Origin of the sequence: Achromobacter ruhlandii, assembly GCF_902859695.1 — a bacterium.
Taxonomy (GTDB): Bacteria; Pseudomonadota; Gammaproteobacteria; order Burkholderiales; family Burkholderiaceae_B; genus Achromobacter; species Achromobacter ruhlandii.
Window position 1 is genome coordinate 1 of record NZ_CADIJL010000041.1, and the last position, 25,231, is coordinate 25,231.

The 25,231-nt window shown below is 66.1% G+C and carries 27 protein-coding genes; 13 read left to right on the forward strand and 14 right to left on the reverse strand.

What is annotated here, in order from left to right:
- A partial coding sequence (locus HV742_RS32155; protein WP_217482429.1) for a hypothetical protein occupies window positions 1–228 on the forward strand: 228 nt, incomplete at its 5' end.
- 1,004 nt (window positions 229–1,232) lie between these two features.
- On the opposite strand, the gene HV742_RS32405 is transcribed toward HV742_RS32155, so the two are convergent.
- Window positions 1,233–1,598, reverse strand: coding sequence for a hypothetical protein (locus HV742_RS32405; RefSeq protein WP_254601284.1), 366 nt, complete (start codon window positions 1,596–1,598; stop codon window positions 1,233–1,235).
- Window positions 1,599–1,781: 183 nt separating this feature from the next.
- On the opposite strand from HV742_RS32405, the gene HV742_RS28425 reads away from it, so the two are divergent.
- Window positions 1,782–2,729, forward strand: a complete 948-nt coding sequence (locus tag HV742_RS28425; protein ID WP_059272219.1) for a LysR substrate-binding domain-containing protein — start codon at window positions 1,782–1,784, stop codon at window positions 2,727–2,729.
- A 42-nt stretch (window positions 2,730–2,771) separates the two neighbouring features.
- On the opposite strand, the gene scpC is transcribed toward HV742_RS28425, so the two are convergent.
- A complete protein-coding gene (scpC, locus tag HV742_RS28430) occupies window positions 2,772–4,289 on the reverse strand; it encodes a succinyl-CoA:acetate CoA-transferase ScpC (RefSeq protein WP_175146977.1) in 1,518 nt (505 codons plus the stop codon).
- A gap of 241 nt (window positions 4,290–4,530) precedes the next feature.
- On the opposite strand from scpC, the gene HV742_RS28435 reads away from it, so the two are divergent.
- Together HV742_RS28435 and HV742_RS28440 are read left to right on the forward strand one after the other, a co-directional pair.
- Window positions 4,531–5,454, forward strand: coding sequence for a LysR family transcriptional regulator (locus HV742_RS28435; protein ID WP_049075299.1), 924 nt, complete (start codon window positions 4,531–4,533; stop codon window positions 5,452–5,454).
- Window positions 5,455–5,663: 209 nt separating this feature from the next.
- Window positions 5,664–8,090, forward strand: a complete 2,427-nt coding sequence (locus tag HV742_RS28440) for a DUF3772 domain-containing protein (protein ID WP_175146978.1) — start codon at window positions 5,664–5,666, stop codon at window positions 8,088–8,090.
- Window positions 8,091–8,122: 32 nt separating this feature from the next.
- Here HV742_RS28440 and HV742_RS28445 read toward each other — a convergent pair whose 3' ends face one another.
- The 3 genes from HV742_RS28445 to HV742_RS28455 all read right to left on the reverse strand — a co-directional run bounded on the left by HV742_RS28445 (window position 8,123) and on the right by HV742_RS28455 (window position 10,167).
- The gene (locus HV742_RS28445; protein WP_059272222.1) at window positions 8,123–8,818 is read right to left on the reverse strand and encodes a hypothetical protein; all 696 of its coding nucleotides are present in this window, start codon (window positions 8,816–8,818) and stop codon (window positions 8,123–8,125) included.
- A gap of 47 nt (window positions 8,819–8,865) precedes the next feature.
- Window positions 8,866–9,336, reverse strand: coding sequence for a hypothetical protein (locus HV742_RS28450; RefSeq protein WP_175146979.1), 471 nt, complete (start codon window positions 9,334–9,336; stop codon window positions 8,866–8,868).
- Window positions 9,337–9,753: 417 nt separating this feature from the next.
- A complete protein-coding gene (locus tag HV742_RS28455) occupies window positions 9,754–10,167 on the reverse strand; it encodes a hypothetical protein (RefSeq protein WP_254601285.1) in 414 nt (137 codons plus the stop codon).
- Window positions 10,168–10,240: 73 nt separating this feature from the next.
- Here HV742_RS28455 and HV742_RS28460 point away from each other — a divergent pair, with 73 nt between their 5' ends.
- Window positions 10,241–10,531, forward strand: a complete 291-nt coding sequence (locus HV742_RS28460; RefSeq protein ID WP_049075303.1) for an antibiotic biosynthesis monooxygenase family protein — start codon at window positions 10,241–10,243, stop codon at window positions 10,529–10,531.
- A 3-nt stretch (window positions 10,532–10,534) separates the two neighbouring features.
- On the opposite strand, the gene HV742_RS28465 is transcribed toward HV742_RS28460, so the two are convergent.
- The 6 genes from HV742_RS28465 to HV742_RS28490 form a co-directional block, all read right to left on the reverse strand.
- A complete protein-coding gene (locus tag HV742_RS28465; protein WP_049075304.1) occupies window positions 10,535–10,894 on the reverse strand; it encodes a nucleotide pyrophosphohydrolase in 360 nt (119 codons plus the stop codon).
- A 28-nt stretch (window positions 10,895–10,922) separates the two neighbouring features.
- Window positions 10,923–11,537: a 3'-5' exonuclease gene (locus HV742_RS28470; protein ID WP_081335607.1), complete on the reverse strand. Its 615-nt coding sequence runs from the start codon at window positions 11,535–11,537 to the stop codon at window positions 10,923–10,925.
- A 3-nt stretch (window positions 11,538–11,540) separates the two neighbouring features.
- Complete coding sequence (locus tag HV742_RS28475; protein WP_049075305.1) at window positions 11,541–11,765, reverse strand: DUF1653 domain-containing protein; 225 nt, start codon at window positions 11,763–11,765, stop codon at window positions 11,541–11,543.
- Between the two features lie 110 nt (window positions 11,766–11,875).
- Entirely contained in the window at window positions 11,876–13,342 is a 1,467-nt protein-coding gene (locus tag HV742_RS28480; RefSeq protein WP_175146981.1) for a methyl-accepting chemotaxis protein, read from the reverse strand.
- A gap of 483 nt (window positions 13,343–13,825) precedes the next feature.
- The gene (locus HV742_RS28485; RefSeq protein ID WP_059272228.1) at window positions 13,826–14,536 is read right to left on the reverse strand and encodes a glutathione S-transferase; all 711 of its coding nucleotides are present in this window, start codon (window positions 14,534–14,536) and stop codon (window positions 13,826–13,828) included.
- Window positions 14,537–14,560: 24 nt separating this feature from the next.
- A complete protein-coding gene (locus tag HV742_RS28490; RefSeq protein ID WP_063582382.1) occupies window positions 14,561–15,643 on the reverse strand; it encodes a GlxA family transcriptional regulator in 1,083 nt (360 codons plus the stop codon).
- A gap of 124 nt (window positions 15,644–15,767) precedes the next feature.
- Here HV742_RS28490 and HV742_RS28495 point away from each other — a divergent pair, with 124 nt between their 5' ends.
- The 5 genes from HV742_RS28495 to HV742_RS28515 are packed head-to-tail and all read left to right on the forward strand — an operon-like array spanning window position 15,768 to window position 20,575.
- Window positions 15,768–16,823 (forward strand): ABC transporter substrate-binding protein, encoded by a 1,056-nt coding sequence (locus HV742_RS28495; protein ID WP_059272230.1) that lies wholly within the window; start codon window positions 15,768–15,770, stop codon window positions 16,821–16,823.
- Window positions 16,824–16,839: 16 nt separating this feature from the next.
- Window positions 16,840–17,889, forward strand: coding sequence for an ABC transporter ATP-binding protein (locus HV742_RS28500; protein WP_175146982.1), 1,050 nt, complete (start codon window positions 16,840–16,842; stop codon window positions 17,887–17,889).
- Entirely contained in the window at window positions 17,886–18,734 is an 849-nt protein-coding gene (locus HV742_RS28505; RefSeq protein WP_175146983.1) for an ABC transporter permease, read from the forward strand. Before HV742_RS28500 ends, HV742_RS28505 begins: the two co-directional genes overlap by 4 nt.
- Window positions 18,731–19,522 (forward strand): ABC transporter permease, encoded by a 792-nt coding sequence (locus tag HV742_RS28510; RefSeq protein WP_054418647.1) that lies wholly within the window; start codon window positions 18,731–18,733, stop codon window positions 19,520–19,522. The genes HV742_RS28505 and HV742_RS28510 overlap by 4 nt, the downstream gene beginning before the upstream one ends.
- Window positions 19,523–19,561: 39 nt before the next feature.
- On the forward strand, window positions 19,562–20,575 hold the full coding sequence (locus HV742_RS28515) for a proline racemase family protein (protein ID WP_054418649.1): 1,014 nt from the start codon (window positions 19,562–19,564) through the stop codon (window positions 20,573–20,575).
- Between the two features lie 88 nt (window positions 20,576–20,663).
- On the opposite strand, the gene HV742_RS28520 is transcribed toward HV742_RS28515, so the two are convergent.
- The gene (locus HV742_RS28520; protein WP_059272236.1) at window positions 20,664–21,005 is read right to left on the reverse strand and encodes an addiction module antidote protein; all 342 of its coding nucleotides are present in this window, start codon (window positions 21,003–21,005) and stop codon (window positions 20,664–20,666) included.
- A complete protein-coding gene (locus tag HV742_RS28525; protein ID WP_175146984.1) occupies window positions 21,002–21,337 on the reverse strand; it encodes a type II toxin-antitoxin system RelE/ParE family toxin in 336 nt (111 codons plus the stop codon). The genes HV742_RS28520 and HV742_RS28525 overlap by 4 nt, the downstream gene beginning before the upstream one ends.
- Before the next feature lie 273 nt (window positions 21,338–21,610).
- Here HV742_RS28525 and HV742_RS28530 point away from each other — a divergent pair, with 273 nt between their 5' ends.
- The gene (locus HV742_RS28530; protein ID WP_054418651.1) at window positions 21,611–22,051 is read left to right on the forward strand and encodes a CBS domain-containing protein; all 441 of its coding nucleotides are present in this window, start codon (window positions 21,611–21,613) and stop codon (window positions 22,049–22,051) included.
- A gap of 33 nt (window positions 22,052–22,084) precedes the next feature.
- On the opposite strand, the gene HV742_RS28535 is transcribed toward HV742_RS28530, so the two are convergent.
- Window positions 22,085–22,849 carry a TSUP family transporter gene (locus HV742_RS28535; protein WP_049075322.1) on the reverse strand — a complete coding sequence of 255 codons (765 nt, stop codon included), beginning with the start codon at window positions 22,847–22,849 and terminating at the stop codon, window positions 22,085–22,087.
- Window positions 22,850–23,139: 290 nt separating this feature from the next.
- Here HV742_RS28535 and HV742_RS28540 point away from each other — a divergent pair, with 290 nt between their 5' ends.
- Together HV742_RS28540 and HV742_RS28545 are read left to right on the forward strand one after the other, a co-directional pair.
- Window positions 23,140–24,024: an FxLYD domain-containing protein gene (locus tag HV742_RS28540; RefSeq protein WP_175146985.1), complete on the forward strand. Its 885-nt coding sequence runs from the start codon at window positions 23,140–23,142 to the stop codon at window positions 24,022–24,024.
- Between the two features lie 46 nt (window positions 24,025–24,070).
- The gene (locus HV742_RS28545) at window positions 24,071–24,913 is read left to right on the forward strand and encodes an FxLYD domain-containing protein (RefSeq protein WP_254601286.1); all 843 of its coding nucleotides are present in this window, start codon (window positions 24,071–24,073) and stop codon (window positions 24,911–24,913) included.
- Window positions 24,914–25,231 lie beyond the last annotated feature (318 nt).

A 25,231-nucleotide genomic window follows, 5' to 3' on the forward strand; every position in this document is an offset into this window, starting at 1 on the left:
CTACTTACTGCATCTTCTGCTTTCTTCGGCGATTTCGCTTTCGCGTCGATCGCTGTGTCAGCAGCAGAGAAACGAGATTATGAAGAAGTTTTTATCGTTTGTCAAGTCAGCGTTGCTTGCTTCACTTCGCTGCCTTGCCTACGACCTCTTCAGGTCTCACCAGGCTCGCACCCGGCTTTCTCTTTAGCAGCTATCGAAATATCAGGGTTAACCCTAAGCTTTCGGTAACTGCCAAGCCTGAAACTATAACACAACTTTTGCAGATTATGCAACCGGCTTTTGCCTAATTTGCATCCTATCTTGCAACCCCGCCGTTTCGTGAATCGCTTCACTTCGCAGCAGCCCCGGATCACTCCAGAGGTTGGTTACCGCCCAGTCGGCTTGCAACGCCATTCAGACCACCCTATCGGGTAAACCCTGATTCGCCGTCACCAGCCAAGCCCAAGACTATAGCACAATTTTTGCAGATCGTGCAACTGGCTTCTGCCTGATTTGCACCGACTTACGCAAAATTCGCTGACCGCCGGTTCGAGAGAATCATCGCTGACCCACCGCCTTGCTGCCCTGCGGCAGATTCGTCGCCGTGGCGCCAAATCCGTTGCACTTGCCTGGCTTCGCGGCTCACAAAACTGCGTGAACTGCGAAGGAGCGAGACTATAGCACAGATTTTTGGCTTGTCACGCCGGCATGACAGCCATTTTGCAGAAAGATGATGTTTGCCCCCGCGGCGCAGCAAGGGTCGCCACGGCAAGGCCCCCGTGCCAAGTCAGGTTCGGTGCGGGACCGACTGAACGAGGGGCGACGGACTAGGGGACGGGAGCCATGGACGGGCAGGGAGATCCGGAAGCCAGGAAGCCGGGAAGCCATGAAGGTGCCTCACCATGCGGGCCCGGCAATCCCCGCCATCCGAACGCCGCGCCTCTCTATATATACGGAGGCGGCAAAGTCCGCGCCTCTTCTACCTCTGGGAGGCCGACCCCTTCGCTCCGCCAGCCCTATGCGCAAGAGTGAAAGCGCTTGCACCGGGTAGTCATGCTTTCGAGTCAGCTGCGTCGTACAGCCGCGGAGAATTGGAGAGTGATTCCGTTCTTTCAACGAAGTCGCCCCCCGGCAGCGTCCATCTCTATATCTATAGGAAGTCGATCCCCGGCAGCGCCCCTCTCTATCTCTATATATAGGCACAGCATAAGCGGCCAGGCCTGTCATCGCGGAGAGCACTTCTTGCCCTGCTCTCACCAGCGCAGGGTGTCGATACGGGTGATGCGCTTGAGCGACTGCTCGAGGGTGGCCCGACTCACTACCCATTCCGGCGCGCCCACGTCCTTGAGCATATGGGCGTCCATCTCGTCCGCCAGGTTACGCAGGATTCTGTCGGCGCGCCAAGTGCGATAGGCGCGCCACAGACGGCCGATGAAATCGCCCGAGGGCCGGGTCGGACGATCGGCGGTGACGGACAACTGGGGAGCCGCCCCCATAGGCGCGGCCGCGCGGATTGCCGGGAAAACCGGCTGCGAAACGTCGAGCCCATGGGCCCGCGTCGGGGCCGGGCTGGCGCTACCGCACGGGGGGGCTGTCTGGATACGGGTTTGGGCGGACATGGATGGACTCCTGGATTTGCTCCGTTTTGGTAAGCGTAGTCGCCCAAATAACCGCTGAAAATCGAATTGTTTTACCCATCATGGTCAGTTAATCTAACCAAATAAGCTAATCGTCCCGGCAGCCATATCGTCGGCGATACCGCGACGAATCGCGTTCTCACAGCCCTTGCCTTTCACCGACCCATGCGCCTGCCCCTGAACACCCTGCCCGCCTTCCGCGCCGTCGCCGAATTGCAGAACCTGCGCGCGGCGGCCGACCGCCTGCACTTGACTCATAGCGCGGTCAGCCAGCAGATCAAGGGATTGGAAGAACAGTTGGGTTTCCCGCTGTTCGAACGCAGCGGGCGCGGCATCGTGCTCAACCCGGCCGGGGCGGCGCTGTTATGCAGCGTACAGAGCGCCATGGCGCTGCTGGACGAGGGCCTCATGGCAGCCTCGGCCGCCGCCCGCGGCAGCGCGCAGCGGCTGCGCGTGTCGGTGCTGCCATCGTTCGCACAGCGCTGGCTGCTGCCACGCATGGCCCGCTGGCACAAACGCCACCCAGAACTCTCACTGGAAATCGAGACCTCGCAACAAGTGGTGGACTTGCTGCGGGACGGCTTTCATGCGGCCTTGCGGTTTGGCCGTGGCCCCTGGCCCGGCGTGGAGTCGGAACCGCTGTTCGATATGCCCTTGCCGCTGATCGCGCTGGCCTCGCCGGAAACCGCCGCGGCGCTGCCCGACCACACCCCCGAGACGCTGGCGCGGCAGCCGCTGCTGGGCGAACGCGACATGTGGCAGCATTGGTTCAATGCCGCGGGCCTGAGCGTGCCGATCACCCCGGTGGCGACGTTCAATGATGCCGGCATGATGCTGCAGGCGGCGGAACAGGGATTGGGAATCACGCTGGGGCGGGAACTGCTGGCGGCGGACGCGATCCGCGCAGGCCGGCTGGTGCAGGTTTCGCCCGTGACCGTGCACTATGAGCAGGCCCAGACCTATCACCTGGTCTATCGGCCCAGTTTGCGCGAGTGGGCGCCGCTGGTCGCCCTGAAGCAGTGGTTGCGCGACGAACTGGAACGATCGAGCAAGGGACTGGTGACCGCCGAGCACCACGCCCATGTCCGCCCTACACCCGAAGCGAACGCTTGACGGGGCGGCGCCGGCCCCGCGAGGCCGGCATGGGCAATATCGTCAGGCGACCTTGCGAGCGACGGGCGAGGCCGCTCGCATGCTGTCGGTCTCGTTGAAGCGCTGGTGCCAGGAGAAGGCTTCTTCCAAGAGGTGCGGGGTCTGGCCGCCCCGCTCGCAGGCGCGGTCAAAGTAATCCTGCAGCGCGTCGCGGTACGACGGATGCACGCAATGCCGGATGATGGCGCGGGCGCGCTCGCGCGGCGCCAAGCCACGCAGGTCGGCCAGGCCGCATTCGGTGACCAGCACGTCGACATCGTGCTCGGTATGGTCGACATGCGAGACCATCGGGACGACGCTGGAGATATCGCCATTCTTGGCCATGGACTTGGACACGAAGATCGCCAGATGGGCATTGCGGGCGAAGTCGCCGGAACCGCCAATGCCGTTCATCATGTGGGTGCCGCCGACATGGGTCGAGTTGACGTTGCCGTAGATGTCGAACTCCAGCGCGGTATTGATGGCGATGATGCCCAGGCGGCGCACGATTTCGGGCGCGTTGCTGATCTCTTGCGGACGCAGCACGATGCGTTCGCGATAGTGCTCGATGTTGGCCAGGATCTTTTCATACACGGGCTTGGAAACCGTGATGGATGAGGCCGAGGCAAAGGCCAGCTTGCCCTGGTCGAGCAGTTCGATCGCGCTGTCCTGCAGTACCTCCGAGTACATGGTCAAGGCGTCGAAATCCGAGGCCTCGAAGCCGTGCAGCACGGCGTTGGCAATGGTGCCGATGCCGGCCTGCAGTGGCAGCAGCGAGTTGGTCAGGCGGCCGGCGTCGACCTCCGCGCGCAGGAAGTTATTGATGTGCGCCGCGATGGCGTTGGTCTCGGCATCCGGCGGCAGCGCATTGGACGGGCTGTCCGGCTCCTGCGTAATGACGATGGCGGCGATCCTGTCCGGGTCGACCTGGATGAACGGCTGGCCGATGCGCTGGTCGGCCGACATCAGCGCCATGGGCTGGCGCCGCGGGCGGTCGGTGGGCACGTAGATGTCGTGCAGCCCTTCGATGGCGGCAGGCACGCTCAGATTCAGTTCGATGATGACGCGTTGCGCCTGCTGCGCGAACGAGGCGGAATTGCCCACCGACATGGTGGGCACGATCGCGCCGCTCTCGGTGATGGCGGCGGCTTCGATGATGGCCACGTCGACCGGGCCGATGTGGCCGGCGCGCAGTTGCTCGGCGGTTTCCGACAGATGCTGGTCAATGAAGGCGATCTCGCCCTGATTGATCTTGCGGCGCAGGGTGGTATCGACCTGGAATGGCAGGCGGCGCGCCAGGACGTTGGCCTGCGCCAGCATCTTGTCGGTGTCGTGCCCGAGCGAGGCGCCGGTGATCAATGTGATGGACAACGGTTCGCGCTCGGCGCGCGCGGCCAGCGCGACGGGCACCGATTTGCAGTCGCCGGCGCGGGTAAAGCCGCTCATGCCGACGGTCATGCCGTCCCGCACCAGCAAGGCCGCCTGATCGGCGGTCGTGATCTTGGCGCGCAGCCCGGGATGGCGGATACGGTCGGTGTGCATGGTGTCTCCAGATTCTAAAAAGCCGACGGCTCGCGGCCGGATGCGACGACCAGTCCGTTCGCATCCAGGCACCGTCTAGCGCGGCGTTTCCTGACGCCCGAAGCCCCCGACGGGTCGGCTTTCGGACGAATTTTCCGCAGTATAGGAAGCGGCAGCCAAATCTCGTAATGACTTAAAATCATCCAATCCAGTCGTTTTTTTCATTGATTGGAGGTTCCGCGCTTTGCGCAGGAGATGAGTCGTGGATGTGCGCGCCTTGCGGTATTTCGTCGAAACAGTCCGGCATGCCAGCTTCACGCAGGCGGCCAAGGCTTTGTTCGTGACCCAGTCCACGGTCAGCAAGATGATCCGCCAGCTGGAAGAGGAGGCGGGCACGCCGCTGCTGGTGCGCGACGGCCATACGGCGCGGCCCACCGACACCGGCCGCGTGATGTACCAGCGCGGCCTGCAGGTATTGGAGACCATGCGCCAGCTGAGCGAGGAACTGCGCCAGACCGCCGAGTTGCAGCGCGGCTCGCTGGAAGTCGGCATTCCGCCCATGATCAACCTGCTGTTTACGCCTGTGGTCAAGCGCTTTCGAGAACAGCATCCGGGCATCCACCTGACGTTGCGCGAAGGCACCGGCCGCACGGTGGAGGACCTGGTCGCCGGCGGCGAACTGGAGGTGGGCGCCACTATCCTGCCGCTCGCCGCCGACAGCGGCCTGGCTGCGCAGGCGTTTGGCAGCTATCCGATCTGGGTGATCGGGCCGCCGGACGCGGCCTGGGCCGGCAAGACCTCGCTGCCGCTGAGCGCGCTGCGCGATACCCGCCTGCTGATCCCCACGGACGATTTCGCCATGACGCGGCGGCTACGCCAGGCCTTTGCCGACGCCGGCTTGCAGCCCGGCATCGCAGCCCAGAGCGCGCACTGGGATTTCCTGGTGGCGATGGCATCGGCAGGCCTGGGCGCGGCGTTGCTGCCCGAACCGCTGATGCGGCGCATGAAGACCCGCGGCCTGAGCACCGCGAAACTGGCCAAGTCCGGCCTGCAATGGGAAGTCGGGCACATCTGGCAGCAATCGGGTTACTTGTCGTACGCCGCCCGCGCCTGGCTCGAGGTGTGCGATGAGGTATTGGGAGGCCCACGATCGGCCGCCGCCCGCAAGCGCGCCGGACGCCCTTGAAACACCCGTCCGCCCGGCCTCCAGGCGCGCCGCCGGACGGAGAAAGACCGGCACGAATCCGGCCCCGTTTTCCTGGAAACCAACGGCCGTCGGATCGATCGCCTGCCGCCTCGCTTCTAAGGGGGACGCAGCGGAGTTTTTGTTGCAACGGACCCGTCAACGGCTTGTTATGCTGCCGCCTCGATGCGAGTCTGTCGCCCCCAAGAAACATGATCCCGAATCCGCAACACCCGCTTTTGCGCGCCCTGCCGCGCACCCGCTCTTTGGCGACGCTGATCGCCGCCCTGCTGCTGGCGCTGTGCCTGGCGCCGGCGTTCGCCGCCGCCCCCACCTCGCCCGCCGAGATCGACACCATGCTGGCCGGCGCGCGCAAGCAGCTCGACGACATCCGCAAGCGCGTGCCGGACGAAACCGACGACGCCGACCTGCTCAAGCAACGCGGCGACGTGCTCGATATCCAGTCCAAGGCGGATGCCACCGCCGACGCGCTCGCGCCGCAACTGGCCAGCGTCACGGCGCGCCTGAGCGAGCTGGGCACGCCGCCGGAAGGCGTCAAGGAAGCCGCCGACGTGGCCGCGCAACGCATGCAGCTGGAAAAGAGCAGCCGCGCGCTGGACGCCCAGATCAAGCTGGCGCGGCTGCTGTCGGTCGACGCCGGCCAGACGGCTGAGCAGATTTCCGGCCTGCGCCGCACGCAATTCCAGGCCCGGCTGGGCGAGCGGCGCGACTCTTTCCTGTCGAGCCAGTTCTGGGCCGAATTCCGCGAGGAGTTTCCTGGCGATCTCGAACGGCTGGTGGCGTTGCGCGACGACTTGGCCACCGCAGTCGGACAGACGCCCAAATGGGGCTGGCTGCTGCTGGCGGCGGCGGCGGCGCTGGCGATCGCCCTGCGCGTCTGGATCGGCCGGATGCTGCTACGGCTGACGGCCACGCGCGTGCCGCCGGGACGCCTGCGCCGCTCGTTCCTGGCGGTGGCGTTCCTGACCCTGGCCGTCGCCACGCCGGGAATCATTGCGCTGCTGATCCACGTCGGCCTGGACTGGAATTCACAGCTATCGGAAAGCACCAGCGCGCTGCTGGCCAATCTGGTCGCGACGGTCTGTTTTGGCGGCTATGTGTCGGGCCTGGGATACGCGCTGCTGTCGGCCAAGCGGCCGTCTTGGCGCCTGCCCCCGATCTCCGACAAGGTCGCGTATCGCCTGCGCTGGCTGCCCGGCGTCCTGGGCGTGATCGTCGTGCTGATCTGGCTGGCCGAGCGACTGCCCGTGCTGCTGAACGCCAGCCTGACCACCACCATCACGCTGACCGGCATCGTGGCGGTGTTCGTGATGGTGACGATGGCGGTGGCGCTGTCGATCGGCCGCCGGCTGCGGCGCAAGGCGCTGCGGGAGGATGGCCCGCCCCCACCCTTCTGGACATCGCTGCTGCTGACCGCGACCGGCACGGTGCTGGTGATCAGTCTGGCCAGCCTGCTGGCGGGGTACGTGGCGTTCGGCAGTTTCCTGACCAAGCAGGTGCTGTGGGTCGTGATCATCCTGGCGTCGGCCTACCTGCTATCCGTGCTGATCGAAGACGGCTTCAGCACCCTGCTGGGCACCTCGCACCGGGAAGACAGCGACGGCCCCAGCCTGCGCGACCAGGCCGCCGTGCTGCTGTCCGGCGTGGGCCGCGTGGCGGTGGGCCTGCTGGCCCTGATCCTGCTGCTGGCGCCCTTCGGCGAAGGGCCGATGGATCTGTTGCAGCGCTTCGACCAACTGCGCAAGGGCTTGGCCATCGGCGAGGCCCAGATCCGGCCGGGCGCCGTGCTGCAAGCGCTGCTGGTGCTGGGACTGTCGCTGCTGGGCGTGAAGATGCTCAAGCGCTGGCTGTCGAACCGTTACCTGCCCACCACCGAACTGGACCCGGGCATGCAACTGTCGGCGGCGACGCTGTTCGGCTACGCCGGCTTCGTGTTGGCGGTGGCGCTGTCGCTGTCGGCCGCGGGCATCGGCCTGGAACGGGTCGCGTGGATCGCCAGCGCGCTGTCCGTGGGTATCGGTTTCGGCCTGCAGGCGGTGGTGCAGAACTTCGTATCGGGCCTGATCCTGCTGGCCGAACGTCCGGTCAAGGTGGGCGACTGGGTATCGCTGGGAGGCGTCGAAGGCGACATCCTGCGCATCAACGTGCGGGCCACGGAGATCCAGATGGGAGACCGCTCGACGGTGATCGTGCCGAACTCGGAATTCGTGACCAAGACGGTACGCAACGTCACGCGCTCGAATCCGCTGGGGCTGGTGCAGATCAAACTGCCGTTGCCGCTGTCAACCGATGCCCAGCGGGTGCGAGAACTGATCCTGCAGGCCTTCACCGATCATGAGGACGTGCTGGACACGCCGGCGCCCAACGTGTTTTTGGATGGCATCGAAGGCGGCAACCTGATGTTCAACGCCAAAGGCTATGTTTCGTCGCCGCGCGCGGCCTATGGCGTGCGCAGCGCGCTGCTGTTCACGTTGCTGCAGCGGTTGCACGAGGCCGGTCTGGAAGTCTCGTCGCCGCCCACGATGCTGCTGGCATCGGCTCCGCAGACCGCCCCCCAGCCGCGTCCCGATGCCGCCGAGGAGCCGGGCGCCGCGGCCCGGCCCGCCGCCACGCCCTGACTGCCGGAAACCGCGATCGTCGCGCACGATCGTCAGCCCGGAGAATAGAAGTCCACCAACCCCTGCCGGTCCATGCGCGGATTGCGCAACGGCGGGGAGTTCGCCATGGTGTTCTGCACCGACATGACCGGATAGGTCTGCGCGACGGGGCCGGGGCCCGCGGACGGCGCCGGCGCGTACAGCGCCTGGGTCGGCGCGGGCGCGGGCGCGGCCTGGGCGACGTTGGGCGTGGGATTCTCGAAGCGGTGGTCCGCCGTCGTCAGCGAGGGATTGGTGCAAAGGCCCTGGGCGGTCAACGCGGCCTTGGTGCGGTCATCGGTCTGGCACAGGATATCGACCGCCGCCGTCTCCAGCCGACGCGAGCGATCCGGGTCCTTGGTGGAGGCCGCCGCCTGCATGGTGCGCTCGAAGTTGCGGCGCAGGCTGCACTTCTGATCCTCGACCGGGAAAGCCACGTTCATGCCGAACCCGACCACCGATCCCCCGCCGCCGGCCGACACCATGCAGCTATCGGAGGAGAACGAACCATAGAAGCTCTGCGCGCCGATCGGCGGCGCGGTGCGCAGGGTGCTCGAACCGCTGTTGTTGGAATTGAACGTGACGCCCTGGTTGTTGCCGGCGTTGGTCGAGCCCGAGGACGCCGAGGTGGTCGAGGAAGAAGTGCTGGTCTGGGCCCCGGCGGAAAAGGCCACCAGCGACAGGGATAAGGCAAGCGCAAGGGTTTTCATGATGTCCTCTCGACCGGACGGCCGAAGCCGTCCGGATTGCGTGCTGCTCAGTGACCAAAACCACCCACCGGACCGACGCCGTGGATCGATGCGGTCGCCCCGATCGCGCCGGCATTGAACGTCCCCGTCGCCGTCGCGTTGGTGGTGGTGCTGCCGAACGTGGCGCCACCGTTGGCAATGCTGTCGCCGACCATGATCGGGGCATTGCCTTGGATGTGGCCGTAGGTCTCGCTGGTGGCGTACTGCCGCGTGCTGGTGACCGCGGTGGTTCCATCCGGGCTGAAGGATCCGCCGGCGGTGGCAACGCCTCCGGTTTCACCGAACGACGTCTGGCTCGACGAGCCATAGCCGTTGATCTGGGTCGAGACCACGGAAGTGCCCGTGGAGACCGACGACACCGTGCCCGTGATGGTGCCGACATGGCCAGACGCGGAAACGCTGGGCTGGCCCGGTCCGCTCGCATAAGCGGCCGAAACCGCGACGAGGGACAACGTTGCGACTGCTGCGAGCTTTTTCATTTGAGCTCCTCCTGATCCGCCCCAGGCGGATGGACAGGTGCCGGTGGCCGACCGGCGCGGACCTTTACCCCCCGGGCGCAGTACGCCTATATGGCAACGCCGCGCTTGGGACTTTTGTATTGGTACGGAATGATTGCGCCGTCCTAAGGACGTCGGTATCGGTTAAACGGGCGACCGGTCCCATGAGACTGAGGAAGAAGACGTAAAAGATGGCGTGGAATCTGCGAGCACCGCCGCGCGGGCCATGCATATGGCGGATACGTGGCGCCCCGGCGGCCTGGATGCTGCAGCGCATCTCAGCTCATTGGATGGGAAGTCGCGGGACGTACTCCCACGATTTCCCTAGCGCGCACGGCGACGGTCGCGACGAGAATATTCTTTAGGCTTACTGTCAGGATGAGCGCGAGACCGCCGCGCTCAACGTGGACGACGGGCCGCCAGGTGGTCGAGCAGGCGGGCGGATTCGCGTCGCGCCAGCGCCAGGTCCACCGCGATGAGCAGCAGCAGCACGCCACCTTCGGCCAGTTCGAGCCACGCGGAAAGATGGTAGCCGGCCAGTAGCGCGATGCCCGCTACCGCGGCCAGCCAGCAAGGCCAGGCCGGCGCCAGCGCCGCCGGCGGCTCGGCCGGCGCCCGGCGCAGGACCAGCCACGCCATGAGCGGCAGGGCCAGCATGGACACCGGAATGTAGATCGCAATGGCCGACAGCACCGCCGCCACGCTGAACAGGGTTTGCGACGCCAGGGCCATGGCGGCCAGCGTCGCGACGCCCGCGTACCAGAGCAGGCGGGCGGCGATAAAGCGCGGCAGGGTGAGGACGGATCGGTTCATGGGCGCGGGATTTTGCGCCATACTACTTTGCCCGGCCGGCTCCTGCCCGGCCCTTTTATCCGGAGACACCATCATGATCCAGGAGATTGCCAGCATCCACGTGCGCGAAGGACAGGAGGCCCTGTTCGAAGCCGGCGTGGCCCAGGCCAGGCCGCTGTTCCTGCGCGCCCGCGGCTGCCACGGCATGGAGCTGTATCGCAGCATCGAACAACCGCAACGCTACACGCTGGTGGTGGACTGGGAAACCGTCGAAAACCATATGGTGGATTTCCGGGAATCTGCCGATTTTCAGGAGTGGCGCAAACTGGTGGCGGGATTCTTCGTCGAACCGCCCCAGGTGCATCACGAACAAAAGGTGATCTGAGGCTCAGGCCACGTCCGGCGGATCGTCGTATTTGCGCGCGCTGCCGCGAAAACGGTCCGCGGGATACTTCAACGCGTTCCTGGCCATCTTGGCCTGGACCGCGGCGGCAATGTCCACGCCTAGCTGGTCCGCCAGCGCCACCAGGTACATCTGCACGTCCGCGATCTCGTCGGCCACGTGCGCCCGCAGTGTAGCCGGCGGCTGGCGCGATTCCTCTTCGGTCAGCCACTGGAACAGCGCCAGCAGCTCGCCCGCTTCGCCCGACAGCGCCATCGCCAGGTTCTTGGGTGAATGAAACCGTTGCCAATCGCGCTCGGCGGTGAATGCCCGCAGCGCCAGCCGGATCTGTTCCAGGTCGGACATGATTGCTCCGTTGCGTGCCGGCGCGGCCTCAGGCGGGCGCCAGCCTTGAACCCGCCGCCAGCGCCACGGCGACCGTGGTGCGCACGTCGGCAAGGGCCCGGTGAGTGGGTTCCGACGCGCCAACATGCCGCGCCAGCACGTCCAGCTTGTGCGACGGCAGTTCCGGCCAGGCCCGCCGCGCCAGCGCCAGCGTGCAGTGCGTGGCGTTGGCAAAGGGCATGCCGGTCTCGAGCGCGGCGGCGCCGAGGAAACGGCGGTCGAACGAAGCGTTGTGGAAGAACACCGGCAGGTCTTCGACGAAATCCAGGAAAGCCGCGAACGCCTGCGCCACGGGCACGCCCCGGCGATCGACCTCGGCCTGGGTGATGCCGGTCAGGCGGGTGATGAAGGGCGGCACCACGGCGCGCGTGCGCACCACCTGGGTGTACTCGCGCCGCGCCGCGTCGCCCGGCTCGACCCGCACCGCCGCGAATTCCAGGATTTCGCAGGAGGCGGTGGACAACCCGGTGGTTTCCAGGTCGGCCACGACGAACGGGCCGCGCAAGGCGTCCAGGGCCGCCGACAGCGCCGCGGAGGGTTTGGCCGCGCCGCCCGCGCCCGCCCCGGCACCGGCCGGACGGGTCCTGCGGTAATAAAAGGCCATGGACTACACCGTCGGCCGGAGCGGCGCGAAGCGCGGCGAACCGTCGGCCAATTGGCCAAAGAAGAGATCGGCGGGACGTACCCACAAACCGCGCGTGTGCGGCCACAGGTGCTCGTACACCACCATGGATTCCTCGGTCTCGGAATGGCGGGCCGTATCGATATAGCGATACAGGCCGCCCTTGTAATGACGGTGGGTGGCAAGCGCCAGGGCTTCGGATTCGGTCATGAGGAAGTACCGCGGAAAAACACGGCCCGGGTGGGAAAGCTCCCGCCCGGGCCGACGGGTTCGGACAAGACCGTATTTATAGCGCACCCGGGCCGCAGCCGCCCGGCCCTTCAATAGCGCACGTACTCCAGCACCGGCTTGGGCGGCATCGGCGTATTGGCCGCCGGGCGCGCGCGCACCGACGGGGTCACCGGCTTGACCGCTGGCCGCAGCACCGCCCCGCCATGCAACTCATGGGCGGACTGCAACGCGGCAGCGGCTTCGGCCGTCATCTGGGTGATGTCTTCGGTGACCTCGGCCAGTTTGGCGGATTGCGCCAGTGACACCTGCACCACTTCGCCCATGATCTCGGTGACCCGGCGCGAAGAAGCCACGATGTCCTCCATCGTGGCGCCGGCGGACTGAACCTGGCCCGCGCCGCTCTCGATCTGCTCGACCGAGGTGGTGATCAGGCCTTTGATTTCCTTGGCCGCGGCCGCGCTGTTCTGCGCCAGGCTGCGCACTTCCGCCGCCACCACCGCGAACCCCTTGCCATGCGCCCCGGCGCGCGCGGCCTCGACCGCGGCATTCAAGGCCAGGATATTGGTCTGGAACGCGATGCCGTCCATCACGCCGATGATTTCGGAAATACGCTTGGAGCTGTCGGTAATCGCGCCCATGGTCCGCACCACCCCGGCCACGGTCTTGCCGCCCTGCTCGGCGACGCGGCAGGCATCCAGCGCCAGGGTATTGGCCTGACCGGCGCGCTCCGCGTTTTCGGTCAATCCCTGCACCGCCACCCGCAGCGTCTGCGCGGCGGTAAAACGCTTGGTGATGTCAGTGGCGAATTTCACCACTTTGAATGGCCTGCCCTCGGCATCGAAAATCGGGTTGTAGCTGGCCTCAATCCACACATGGCGGCCATTCTTGCCGATCCGCAGGTATTGACCGGTATCGTGCCGGCCACTGCGCAGTTTGCGCCAGAATTCCGCATAGGCCGCGCTGCGCGCCTCTTCTGGCAGCACGAACATGCTGTGGTGGCGGCCGAGGATTTCCTCCGCGCGATATCCGACCGCGTTCAGAAAGAGATCGTTGGCGCGGATGATGGTGCCGTCCAACTCGAATTCGATAATCGCCTGAACTTTGGAAATAGCTTCGAGCTGGCCCTCGGTATCCGCCTGGCGCTGCTGCTGCTCTGTAATGTCGGTGGCGTACTTGACCACTTTGAAAGGGCGGCCGTGCTTGTCGAAAATCGGGTTATAGCTGGCCTGCAGCCAGACATCGCCGCCGTCTCTGCGGATGCGGCGATAACGCCCGGCGTCGTGCGCGCCCTGGCCCAGCCTGTCCCAGAAAGCCAGGTACTCGGCGGATTCCCGTTCGTCGGGCACCACGAACATACGGTGATGCTGCCCCAGGACTTCGTCCAGCTCATAGCCCATGGTGTCGAGAAAATTCTGGTTGGCCATCAGCACGTGGCCTTCGAGATCGAATTCGATCACCGCCTGTGCCTTGTGGATGGCCGCTATCTGCCCGTATAGATCCGCTTTCCGCATGCCGCGCTCGGCACGCAGCAGCCGTTTGAGGGTAAGCCATTGCATGTTGACGTCTCCCGCAGGAAATGGGACGAGTTTGCTGAAAACCGATGAAGGAACCAGTTGGCTTATCTGAAGCAGACTGCTGGCGCGTCCCGGGAATCAGGCCGTGCACGCCGCGCCGCGTGCACGCGCTTGCCTGCGAATCCGTCGCCAACGTAGCGACGGCAGGTCGGTGATTACAAAAAAAGGAAGAATGTATCCAGTCGAAAATATTTAATCCTAAAAATGAGGCGTTCTCAATATATTCATCAGCGACTTGTCAAAAAAAAAACGACGGCCGCCATCTCACTGGGTTTCACGATTAACCCGGGCCGCCATCGCGGTATTAATCAGGGTTAATACGAATCCGCCCCCGTATTTTCAGATGGATTTCAGAATCGGTACCCGCCAATAATGGGGCCAACCTTGACGACGACCCATCCAAGCCAGACCAAAGCTGGCGCACACGCAGGCTCCGCGGATTCGATGGAGAATCGGAATCGTCAGTTATTCCGCGTCCAGCTCTCGATAATGGCGGAATATGCCTTCGCCGAACGGCAGGCGCCGGCCACTGCTGAAATACGCCTGCAGGGCCGGCAGTTCGGCGACGCGCCGATGCAAGGCCATGACCTTGGGGAATCTGGCCGCCTGCGTTCCCATGCGGCGCGGGAAGGCATAAAGCAGGCCGTCGACCAGATGGAACAGCGACAGGTCGGCATAACTCCAGCGCTTGCCACCGGCGAGCCAGGCGTCCTGCCCGGCCAGCACCCGCTCGAAGTAGCCCAGGAACTTCGGAATGCGTGCTTCGCGAAAATCGCGGGCGCGCCGCGCCGCCTCTTCTTTCTGGTCTTCGTAATAGTCACTCGACGAGATCGGATGATGGGTATCGTGCGCCTCGGCCACCATATCGGCGATGGTCAGCTGCAATTGATTCACCCACAGGCGTCCTTCGACACTGGCCGGCGCCAGGCCGTGCTTTTCACCGAGAAACAGCAGGATATTGGCGGTTTGCGCCAGGGTCATTTTCCCGGCCACCAGATAAGGCGGCGCAAACGGCGGATGCTTGCGGTCGGACAGCATGTCCTTGACCAGCGCGTCTTCGTCCATGCCCGGCTCGCGCGCGCGTTCGCGATAGGGAATCCCCCCGGCCTCCAGCGCCAGGCGCACGAATTCCCCACGTCCGGGTATGCCGTCCCAATACCAAAGGTCGTATGTCATGCCGCTCTCCTTGCGGGCGCAAGGCTACGCGGGAAAGACGCTGATCTCGCCTTCGTGCCGCGCGGCCTGCCGCCCGTGGCTTTGTTGAAACTGGCGTGGGGATTGCCCGAAATGCGCGCGGAAGTCGCGTGAAAAATGCGCGCCGTCGGCAAATCCGCAATCCAGCGCGATTTGCGTGATGCTGCAGGCATTATTAAGCAACAACCAGCTGCCATATTCCAGTCGCAGTTGCCGCTGGAATGCCATTGGCGACATCCCGGTGGCCTGGCGGAAGGCCCGTTCCAATTGGCGCCGGCCCACGCCGACATACCGCGCAATGGCGTCCAGCGGCGGCGGATTGTCGATGCGCTGCTCGATGAAATGCGCCGCCTGGCGCACCCGCAGATCCTGGATGCCGGACAGGTCGGTGCGGAAATGCGCCTGCGGCACGCGGCCCGGCCGCGCGCCCTGCAGCATCATGTGACGCATGGCCTGCTGGGCCTTGTCGCGGCCGCAGTGGCGCGCCACCAGATACAGGCCCAGGTCGATGGCGGCGGTGGAGCCGGCGCAGGAAATCAGGTCGCCTTCATCGACGAACAGGCGGTCGACCACCGCGCGGGTCGCGGGAAAGCGCTCGCGGAAGGTTTCCAGCACATTCCAGTGCACGCACACCGTGCGCGGCCCGATCACGTCGGCCTGCGCCAGCGCGAAGGTGCCGGTGCAGATGCCTAGCAGCCGCACCCGCAGCGCCGCCGCCCGCCGCAACCAATCGCGCAGCGGTCCGGGCATGCGCCCGCTGGAATAGTCGTTGCCGCCGCAGATGGCGATGTAGTCGAACTGCGCCGGGTCGTCGGGCAGGCCGGCCTCCACCTCGATAGTCAGGCCGGCGCTGGAGCAGCGCGGCTTGCCGTCCCAGCTCATCACCCGCCACGCGGTGTGGATCTGGCGGCTGCGGCCGCCATGGTCGCCGGCCAGCCGCAACACGTCGACGAAACCGGCGAACGCCGCCAGCGTGAACTGGTCCAGCAGCACGATGCCGATGGTCAGGGCGGGTTTTCCCTGAGGCAGGTGTGCTTCGCCGTCTTCATAGGAGAGCGGCAAGGACGGGGGTGGCGCGGCGACGGACATGACGCAATTATTCAAATTTATGTCCCGCGCCTTCAAGCTCGTTTTCCCGAGCATCGCCCAAGATGCGCCTGTGGTACTTGAGTCAATGAATCGCGGATCGACAAATCTACAAGGGGAATCCGACATGGCAACAAACACCCGCAGCGCGCTGGGCGCGGCGGCGCTCGGCGCGGGGCTGCTCATGGCTTCGCACGCGGCGCTGGCGCAGCAGCAGAAAATCACCGTCGCCTGGTACGGCGGCAACTGGGGCGAGGCGTTCCGCGCCTGCGTGGCCGAGCCCTTCACCAAAGCCACCGGCGTCACCGTGGTGCCGGAAGTCGGCACCTCCACCACCACGCTGGCCAAGCTGCAGCAGCAGAAGGGCGCGCCGACCATCGACGTGGCCTGGATGGACGGCGGCATCAGCGAGCTGGCGCAGCAGGCCGGCGTGCTGGACGCGCTGGACGCCAGCGCCATTCCCAACCTGAAGAACGTCATCGAGCAGGGCGTGTACCGCGACGGCAATGCCGCCTTCGCGGTCAGCACCGGCTATTACTCGCTCGGCATCACCTACAGCACCAAGGAAGTGACACAGCCGCCGACCAGCTGGAAGGACCTGTGGAAGCCCGAGTATGCCGGCGCGGTGGCGGTGCCCTCGCCCGCCAACTCGTCGGGCGTGCCGTTCATCTTCTTCCTGGCGCGGGTGTGGGCGATCGACCCGTCGAACCTGGCGCCGCTCTATGCCAAGCTGGCCTCGCTGGACACCGCGCTGTTCTTCGACAGCTCGGGCGCGGCCACCAACGCCTTCCAGAGCGGCGAAGCGGTGATCGGCGCGCATTTCAACGTCGGCGCCTGGGACCTGATCGACAAGGGCCTGCCGATCGGCTTCACCGTGCCCAAGGAAGGCGTTTGGGCCACCGACGCCCGCCTGCACCTGGTCAAGGGCGCGCCCAACAAGGCCGCGGCACAGAAGTTCATCGACACCGCATTGACGCCGGACGCGGCCGCCTGCCTGGCGACCAGGCTGTACCTGGGCCCGGCGGTCAAGGACGTGCAGGTCTCCAAGGACGTGGCCCGCAAGCTGCCCTGGGGCGCGGAAGGCTCGGTCAAGAACCTGAGCCTGTTCGACTGGAACATCATCAACGCCCGCCGCGCCGAGGTCACCGACGCGTGGAACCGGCAGGTCGCCCGCAAGCGCTGAGCAAGGTTCGCTTCCCATGTCTGCTTTGCTCACCATCGAAGGCGTGTCGATGCGCTTCGGCGCCTACCAGGCGCTGGATCGCATCGACCTGGCGATCCAGCAGGGAGAGTTCGTGGCGCTGCTGGGCCCCAGCGGCTGCGGCAAGACCACGCTGCTCAAGTCGATCGCCGGTTTCCTGCAGCCGGAATCGGGCCGCATCCTGATCGACGGCCAGGACGTCAGCGGCCTGCCGGCGCATCGCCGCCCGCTCAATACCGTGTTCCAGAACTATGCGCTGTTCCCGCACATGACGGTGCTGGAGAACGTCGCCTATGGTCCGCGGCGCCAGGGCGCCTCGAAGGCGCAGGCGGCGGAACGCGCCCGGGATGCGCTGGACATGGTCGGCCTGGCCGACTTCGGCCCGCGCTATCCCCGCGAAATGTCGGGCGGCCAGCAGCAGCGCGTGGCGCTGGCGCGCGCCATCGTCAACCAGCCCAAGCTGCTGTTGCTGGACGAGCCGCTGTCCGCGCTGGACCTGAAGCTGCGCAAGCGCATGCAGCTCGAACTCAAGCATCTGCAGGCCCGCCTGGGCATCGCCTTCATCTTCGTGACGCATGACCAGGAAGAAGCGATGACCATGGCGGACCGCGTCGTGGTCATGCACGCCGGCCGCATCGAACAGGTCGGCGCCGGCACCGACATCTACCGCCAGCCGGCCACGCGCTTCGTCGCCGAGTTCATCGGCGATGCCAACTTCATCGCCTATACGGTGGCCGATGACGGCGCCTTGATGCTGGATGCCCAGCGCCTGCGCGTACCGCTCGCCCAACGTCCGGCGACGGCGCGCGGCCTGGCCGTGCTGCGGCCCGAGGACCTGAAGCTGTGCGAGCGCGCCGACGCCATGCTGACCGGCACCGTGAGCGACGTGATCAATGTGGGCAGCCACAGCATGATCCACGTCGACATCGGCGGCCAGACCCTGGTGGCGCGCCACGGCGGTCTCGCGCCCGGCGGCCTGCATGCCGGCGGCGAGGTGACGCTGGCGTTCGCGCCCGCACACCTGCACCTGATCGGCGGCCAGCCATGACGCGGCGCGCCTGGCTCTCCCCCGGCCTGCTGCTGGCGGCCCCGGTGCTGTTCTTCGCGGCCTTCTTCCTGGCGCCGCTGGCGGTGGTGGCGCTGGCCAGCGCTACGGGCGGGCCGGACGGCCTGACGCCGACGCTCGCGCAGTACACGAAGGTGCTGGCCGACCAGTACCACTGGGACGTGATCCTGGTGACATTCCGCCTGGCCCTGTTCACCACCGTCGCCTGCCTGGTGCTGGGCTATCCGCTGGCCTGGTACCTGGTGCGCGTGGTGCGCTGGCAGGCCTGGCGCCGCGCCTGTGTGATCCTGCTGGTGGTGCCGCTGTTCACCAGCAACATCGTGCGCGCCTTCGGCTGGATGGTGCTGCTGGGACGCAACGGCCTGGTCAACCAGGGCCTGATGGCGACCGGCGCGGTGGACCGGCCGATGCGCTTCATCGGCACCGAGCTGGGCATTCTGATCGGCATGGTCTACGTGCTGCTGCCGTTCGTGGTGCTGGCGGTCGGCAATGCGCTGGCGCGGGTCGATCCGGCCTGCGAGCAGGCCTCGGCCGACCTGGGCGCGAGCCCGGCCTCGACCTTCCTGCACGTGACCTGGCCGCTGACGCTGCCCGGCGTGGTGTCGGGCGCCATCATCGTCTTCACGCTGGCGGTCAGCGCCTACGTGACGCCGGCGCTGCTGTCGGGCGGCCGCGTCACGGTGCTGTCGATGCTGATCTTCCAGCAATACAGCACGGTGTTCGATTTCCATTACGGCGGCGCGCTGAGCATGGTGCTGCTGGTCTTCACCCTGATCCTGGTGGCGCTGGCCAATCGCGCCGCCACCTTGCCGGGAGCCGCGCGATGATCGCCCGCCACCTGATCCGCCTGACCGCGCTGGCCGTGCTGGCCTACCTGGCGCTGCCGCTCGTGGTGATCCTGGGCGCGTCGTTCACCGCCACGCCGTACCTGGCGTTCCCGCCGCAAGGCTGGACGCTGGAGTGGTACCGCACCTTGCTGGTCGAGGCCGGCTATGTGGCCGCGTTCACCACCAGCACGGTGCTGGCGCTGGCCGCCACGGTGGCGGCGGTGCTGCTGACGGTGCCGGCGGCGCTGGCGCTGGCGCGCTACGCGTTTCCGGGCAAGGCCGCGCTGACCTCGGTGCTGATGTCGCCGCTGGTGCTGCCGCACATCGTGCTGGGCGCCGCGCTGCTGCAGTTCGGCGCGTACTTCGGCCTGACCCGCAGCTTCCTGTCGCTCCTGATCGGCCACGTCGTGATCATCGCGCCGTTCGTACTGCGCTCCACCCTGACGCTGCTCACGCCGGAACAGCGCGCGCTGGAGGAAGCCTCGGCCGACCTGGGCGCCAACCCCTGGACCACATTCTTCCTGGTGGTGCTGCCGCAGATCCGTCCGGGCATCGTGACCGGTTCGATCTTCGCCTTCATCTCGTCATGGATCAATGTGGAGCTGTCGATTTTCAACACCACGGCGGACCTGAACACCATCCCCGTGAAGCTTTTCAACTACGTGCAATACACGATTGATCCGACCATCGCAGCCGTATCGGGCGCCACGATCGTGGCTGCGGTCGTCGCCATCGTGATCCTGGATTTGACCGTCGGGCTGGACATGCTGTCCGAACGCGGCAAATAACTTTCCTCTTCCCCCTATCTACCGCCTGGAGTCACTGTCATGCGCAAGCAAGACGCGTTCGATGTCATCTATACCCATACGGAAGGCGAGCCCCTGTGTATCGTCCACAGCGGCATTCCGTACCCCGCCGGTTCCACCATCCTGGAAAAGCGCGCGTTCCTGGAGCAGCACTACGACTGGCTGCGCAAGGCGCTGATGCGCGAGCCGCGCGGCCACAAGGACATGTTCGGCGTGTTCCTGACGCCGCCGTCCAGCCCCGAGTACGACGCCGGCCTGATCTACATCGACGGCACCGAGTATTCGCACATGTGCGGCCACGGCACCATCGCGGTCAGCATGGCCATGGTGGCCAACGGCCTGGTGCCGCGCGGCAAGGACGGCATCACCCGCATCCGCTTCGAGACCACCGCCGGCCTGGTGGTGTCGGAAGTGGCCTCGGAAGGCGACAACGTGCTGTGGACGCGCTTCGAGAACGTGCCGGCCTATGTCGCGGCGCAGGACATCCCGGTGGAACTGCCGGGCTACGGCAAGCTGTCGGCCGACATCGTCTGGGGCGGCAACTACTTCGGCATCGTCGACCTGTCGAACTGCGACCTGCGCATCTCGCCGGACAACGGCACCGAGCTGTCGCGCATGGGCCTGATCGTGCGCGACCAGCTCAATGCCCGCCAGCGCATCCAGCATCCGACCGAAGCGCACATCAACAACCTGAACTTCATTACGTTCTGGCACCAGCCCACGATCGAGGGCGCGTTCTACAAGAACGTGCACGTGTTCAGCGCTGGCCAGCTCGACCGCTCGCCCGGCGGCACCGGCACCAGCGCGATGATGGCGATGTTCGAAGCGCGCGGCAAGATGGGCCTGAACCAGCCGATCAAGTCCGAAGGCCTGCTGGGCAGTGGCACCTTCGAGGGCTGCCTGCTGGGCGAGGTCGACCTGAACGGCACCCGCGCGGTGCGGCCGACGGTGAAGGGCACGGCCAGCATCCTGGGCACGGCGCGCTGGGTCATCGACAAGAATGATCCGGTGGGCGCCGGGTTCCTGATCCGCTGAGGATACGGGGCGGCCGGCGCGGGCCGGCCGCTCACCGCACGGTCGTTGAAAGATAGGACCAGAGGAGTGGCTCAAAGGCCTTGTGGTATCAGGCCTTCAGCGCGGCGCCCGCCGGCACCACGGACAGCCGCATGCCCACGGCATGCAGCACGGCCAGCAATGTCTTGAGCGTTGGATTTCCCTGAGGCGAAAGCGCGCGGTACAGGGCCTCCCGCGAGATGCCCGCCGCCGCCGCGACGGCGGCGACGCCGCCATAGGCTTCCGCCACGTCGCGCAACGCCAGCAAGCCGGCGGCGCGATGATCCGGATGGTCCAGTTCTTCCAGCGCCGCCTTCAGGTATTCGACCGCGAAATCGTGGTCCGCTCGCAATTCAGCGATGGTCTCCGCGGCATGGGAAACCGATGCGATGTCAGTGTGGCGATTGTTCATGCCTGCCTCTGCTTCCAGTCCGCCCAATAACGCCAGGCCAGTTCGATGTCGTGCCGCTGCGTGGCTTTCGCTCCCCCAGCCAGCAACACGATCAAGCGAGCGCCATGCCTGCCGGCATAGACGCGATAACCCGGACCGATATCCAGACGAAACTCGATAACCCCCTGGCCGACGGCCCGCCAATCGCCCAGAAGCCCGGCGCCGATCCGCTTCAGGCGCACTTCGATCCACGCCCGCAACTTGGCGTCACCGAGTTCGCGCAACCACACGCCGAATGGCGATATGCCTTGCACAGTCACGTAGCGCCGCAACTCAATTGTCGTAACGGCCATGATGTAGCTTATAAATTACAGAAAAATTCCCAGGCAGGCAATCGGCTTTGACCATGAACGGAAAATATCGGAATCAAATGACATGGCGCGATGATCCCGCCCTCGGCCCCGTCCACGCTATTGTGGCTGACCGCAACGGTGAGGCACGCGAACTTGCGGCAATCCCGTCGCCGGGCTTAGGATGGAGCTACGGCCAGACCGTGCGCCGGCGCAAGGCATCCGGCGCGGGCTCTAGCCAGCGCTTGAACCTTGCCAGCGATTCGGGAGCACATCGTGAAGAAAGTTGCTGAGATTCTGAGGGAAAAGGCCAACCCGCCCGTCGTGACCGTCTCGCCGGACTCGTCCGTGTATGACGCCATCAAGACCATGGCCGAACGCAGCATCGGCGCCGTGGTGGTGGCGGACGGCGACGAGGTGCTGGGCATGCTCACCGAGCGCGACTACGCCCGCAAGATCGTGCTGCAGGATCGCTCGTCGCGCACCACCAAGGTTCGCGAGATCATGACCGACTCGGTCTTCTACGTGCGCCCGGAAGACACACGTGAACACTGCATGGCGCTGATGACCGAGCGCCACTTCCGCCACCTTCCCGTCATCCAGGACAAGAAACTGGTGGGCCTGGTGTCCATCGGCGACCTGGTCAAGGACGTCATGAGCGAACAGAAGTTCATCATCACCGAGCTCGAGCGCTACATCTCGGGCGAACACGGCTGAGCGCCCGCGCCAGCGGCGGCGGATTCCTCGCGGTTAACCCGCCGCGAGGAGCCGCGACGCCGGCACCACCAGGCCCAGCCCGGCCGCCAGCAGCAGCACGAACACCATCCGCTTGACGGTCTTCATCGACCCGGCGGTGGCATAGCGGCGCGCCACCCACGTCACCCCGATCACCACGGGCAGGGCTTGCAGGCTCAGCCAGAACGAGCTCGCCATGAAGGCGCCTTGCCCCGTCACCAGCGCCAGGCGCACCACCGCGTTCAGCGAAAACAGCACCAACAGGCTGTTGCGGATGGAAGCCAGCGGCAGCGGCTGGCGGTACAGGTGATAGACCATGGGCGGCCCGGCGCTCGAAAACAGGCCGCCCAGCACGCCCGAGACCCCGCCGAAGAACAGGAAAGACGCGCGCGACGAGAGACGCGCCAGAGGCTGGGTACGCGCCACCAGCAACACGGCGCAGGCCATGATGGTGACTCCCAGCAGCAATTGCAGCAACACCGCCATGGCCCCGCTGATCCAGGCGAGCGCGGCCACGCCCACCGCCACGCCCGCCAGGCTGCTGAGCAGCGCCGGCGCCATCAACGGCCAGTTGACCTGTGGCTTGGCTCGCGCCAGCGTGACCACCGCATTCACCAGCGACAGGACGCTGACCACGTTGGCGACCTCGGATACGGATGCCAGCTGGAACACTCCGGACAGCCCCAACAGCACCAGGCCGAAGGCAAAGCCCGTCATGGTCTGGGCGTAGGTCGCCAGCGCCACGCAGGCGAGGAACAACACGTGTTGGAGGATGCTCATGCTGGGACGGAGCCTGACCTGCCTCGGCTCGGCCCCGCCGCGAAAGATCGCGGCCTGAAGCGGAACGACTGGGGAACGGCGTATTCAAGAGGGGCATTCGACGCCGGCGATGATAGCACCGGGCCAGGGGCCGTCCGGGCATTTCGCCTACATTTTGTAATAATCAGATGCGCTCATGCACCCCGCCGCCCGCGCCCGGCCGCTATCCTTGCGGCCCAGTAAGCCCGCCGCGCCCGGCTCGGCCGCGCCATCCCGGCGCCGCCCCGGACGCGGTCCGCCTGTCTCCACGCATGACGCCCAAACAGACCACGATCAACACGGTGACGCTGACCTGCTCGACTTGCGGCAGCGCCCAGTTCACCAAGCTCGACACCAACGAGTACCAGTGCAGCCATTGCCACGCGGTCACCCTGGTCGAAGACAACGTCGCCCAGCGCCTGGAGAAGATCCTGCGCGGAATGCAGCAACCGGCGCCCGCCGCCAGGCTGCAACCGGCCGCGGTGGCCGCGATCGTGCTGGCGGTGCTCGCCGCGATCCTGGTGCCGCTCGCGGCTTCCTTGTTCAACACTGGCTCCTCGACCCGCTCGCCTTCGCGCGCGGCGCCCCCGCCCATCGATGCCGCGCTGGTCAAGCTGACGGATGTGCAGGAAGTTCGCGCACGCGGCCGCAACCAGCTGGTGATGCTGATGCGCAACGAGACCGGCAAGAAGATCGACGCGCCGCGCGTCACCGCCACGTTCTACCAGGGCGAGCTGACCCTGTCCTCTTCCTCGGGTTCGCCGATGGCGCGCACCCTGCTGCCTGGTGAATACACGCCGGTGACGATTTCCCTGCCCGATACCGCCTACAGCCGCTACACCCTGAAGCCGGCCACGCCGTCGCTGGCGCTCAGCAGCGCCCGCGAGGTCGCCGCCGACAAGGTGCAGTTGGTGCGCAACGACGGCGCCTACCGCCTGGTGGGCCTGCTGCGCAACAAGGGCAGTGTCGCCGCCAGCAGCACCCAGGTGACGGTGATGCTGTACGACGAGGACGGCAAGCTGATCGGCACCGGCAATGGCTACGGTTCGGCCAGTCCGCTCGCCCCCGGCGCGCTGACCTCGTTCGATGTGCGCTGCGACATGCTGGCCGAAGGCAAGGTCGGATCCTACGATTACATGGTGCAAAGTGAAGGCTGACCGTTCCCCCGCGCGGCCCCTGTCGCGGCCTGCCCGGGCCGGGCTGGTGCTGATTATCGTCGCCGCTGGCGGCTACGCCCTGGCCAAGTACAACGGCCTGCTGCCCTGGGACGCGCCCAAGACCGTCCAGGCCGCGCCGGCGCCCGCCGCCTCGGCGCCGGTTTCCCCAGACCCCGCCAGCCGCATCGTGCGTGTCAGCCCCGCCAATCCCCGCATCATCGACGACGTGCGATTGACCACGGCCGAACTGCTCGATCCGGACTTCGCCCTCTTCGATCCGGCGGCGCTGACGTTATCCCCGCCGCGCCGCCTGCTGGACGAGATCGAGCGCCCGCTGCTGCTGGCCGAGGTGGTCAACCGCAGCGACAAATATGTGGCGCTGTCGCCCGGCATGGAAATCTCCGTGTTCGACGGCTCGCGCCCCCTGCGGCTACGTCAGGAATGGTCGCTGCCGGCCATGCTGTACCCTGGCGAGCGCATTCCGGTGCTGCTGAACGGCGAGAGCTTCGAACGCTATTCCGAAGTCAAGACCAGCTGGAAGCCCGCCAAGCGCGCGGCCCTGCCCGGCACCCGGCCGGCACTGGACATCAGCGTCGAAAATACCGAGGCCGGCATCGGCACCGGCACGCTGAATTTCACCTACCGCTACCGCTACAAGTACGTTACGGTGCATGGCCGGGTACGCAACAACGACAGCGCCGAAATCGACAACGTGAAGGTCTGGGTCAGCCTCTACGACGCCCAGGACAAACTGACCGGCGCGCGCTACTCGGAGCTGCGCCTGCCCAAGCTCAAGCCGGGTGAAAGCGCCCCGTTCCAGCTGGACGTCAAGCAGTACGGCGCCAACTTCGCCCGCGTGGGCGTGGTGTACGACGCCAAGGCCAACTGATCCCGCGCCCGGCGGTCCGCCCGACCGCCCGCCAGAGCCTTCTCATTTATCAGCACGGGCTTGCGCCACCCGAGCGCAAGCGCAAGCACAGACTGGGGGCTGGCAGCCGCGCTCGCGGCTGCCGCCGCCGCAGTCTCGCTTCGGCGTGCCCATCCCTGAATCGCCCCCGTTTTCTGCCCTGATGGGCCGCCCCGCGCCACGCCGCCCACGCCCGGCGTGGCCCGCAGGCAACGGCTATCGACTCAAGTCTTATATAAGATATAAGACATTTGCTTGCGCCCCCCTCTTCCCTCTACAATTCCGGCGACAACCCTTCTT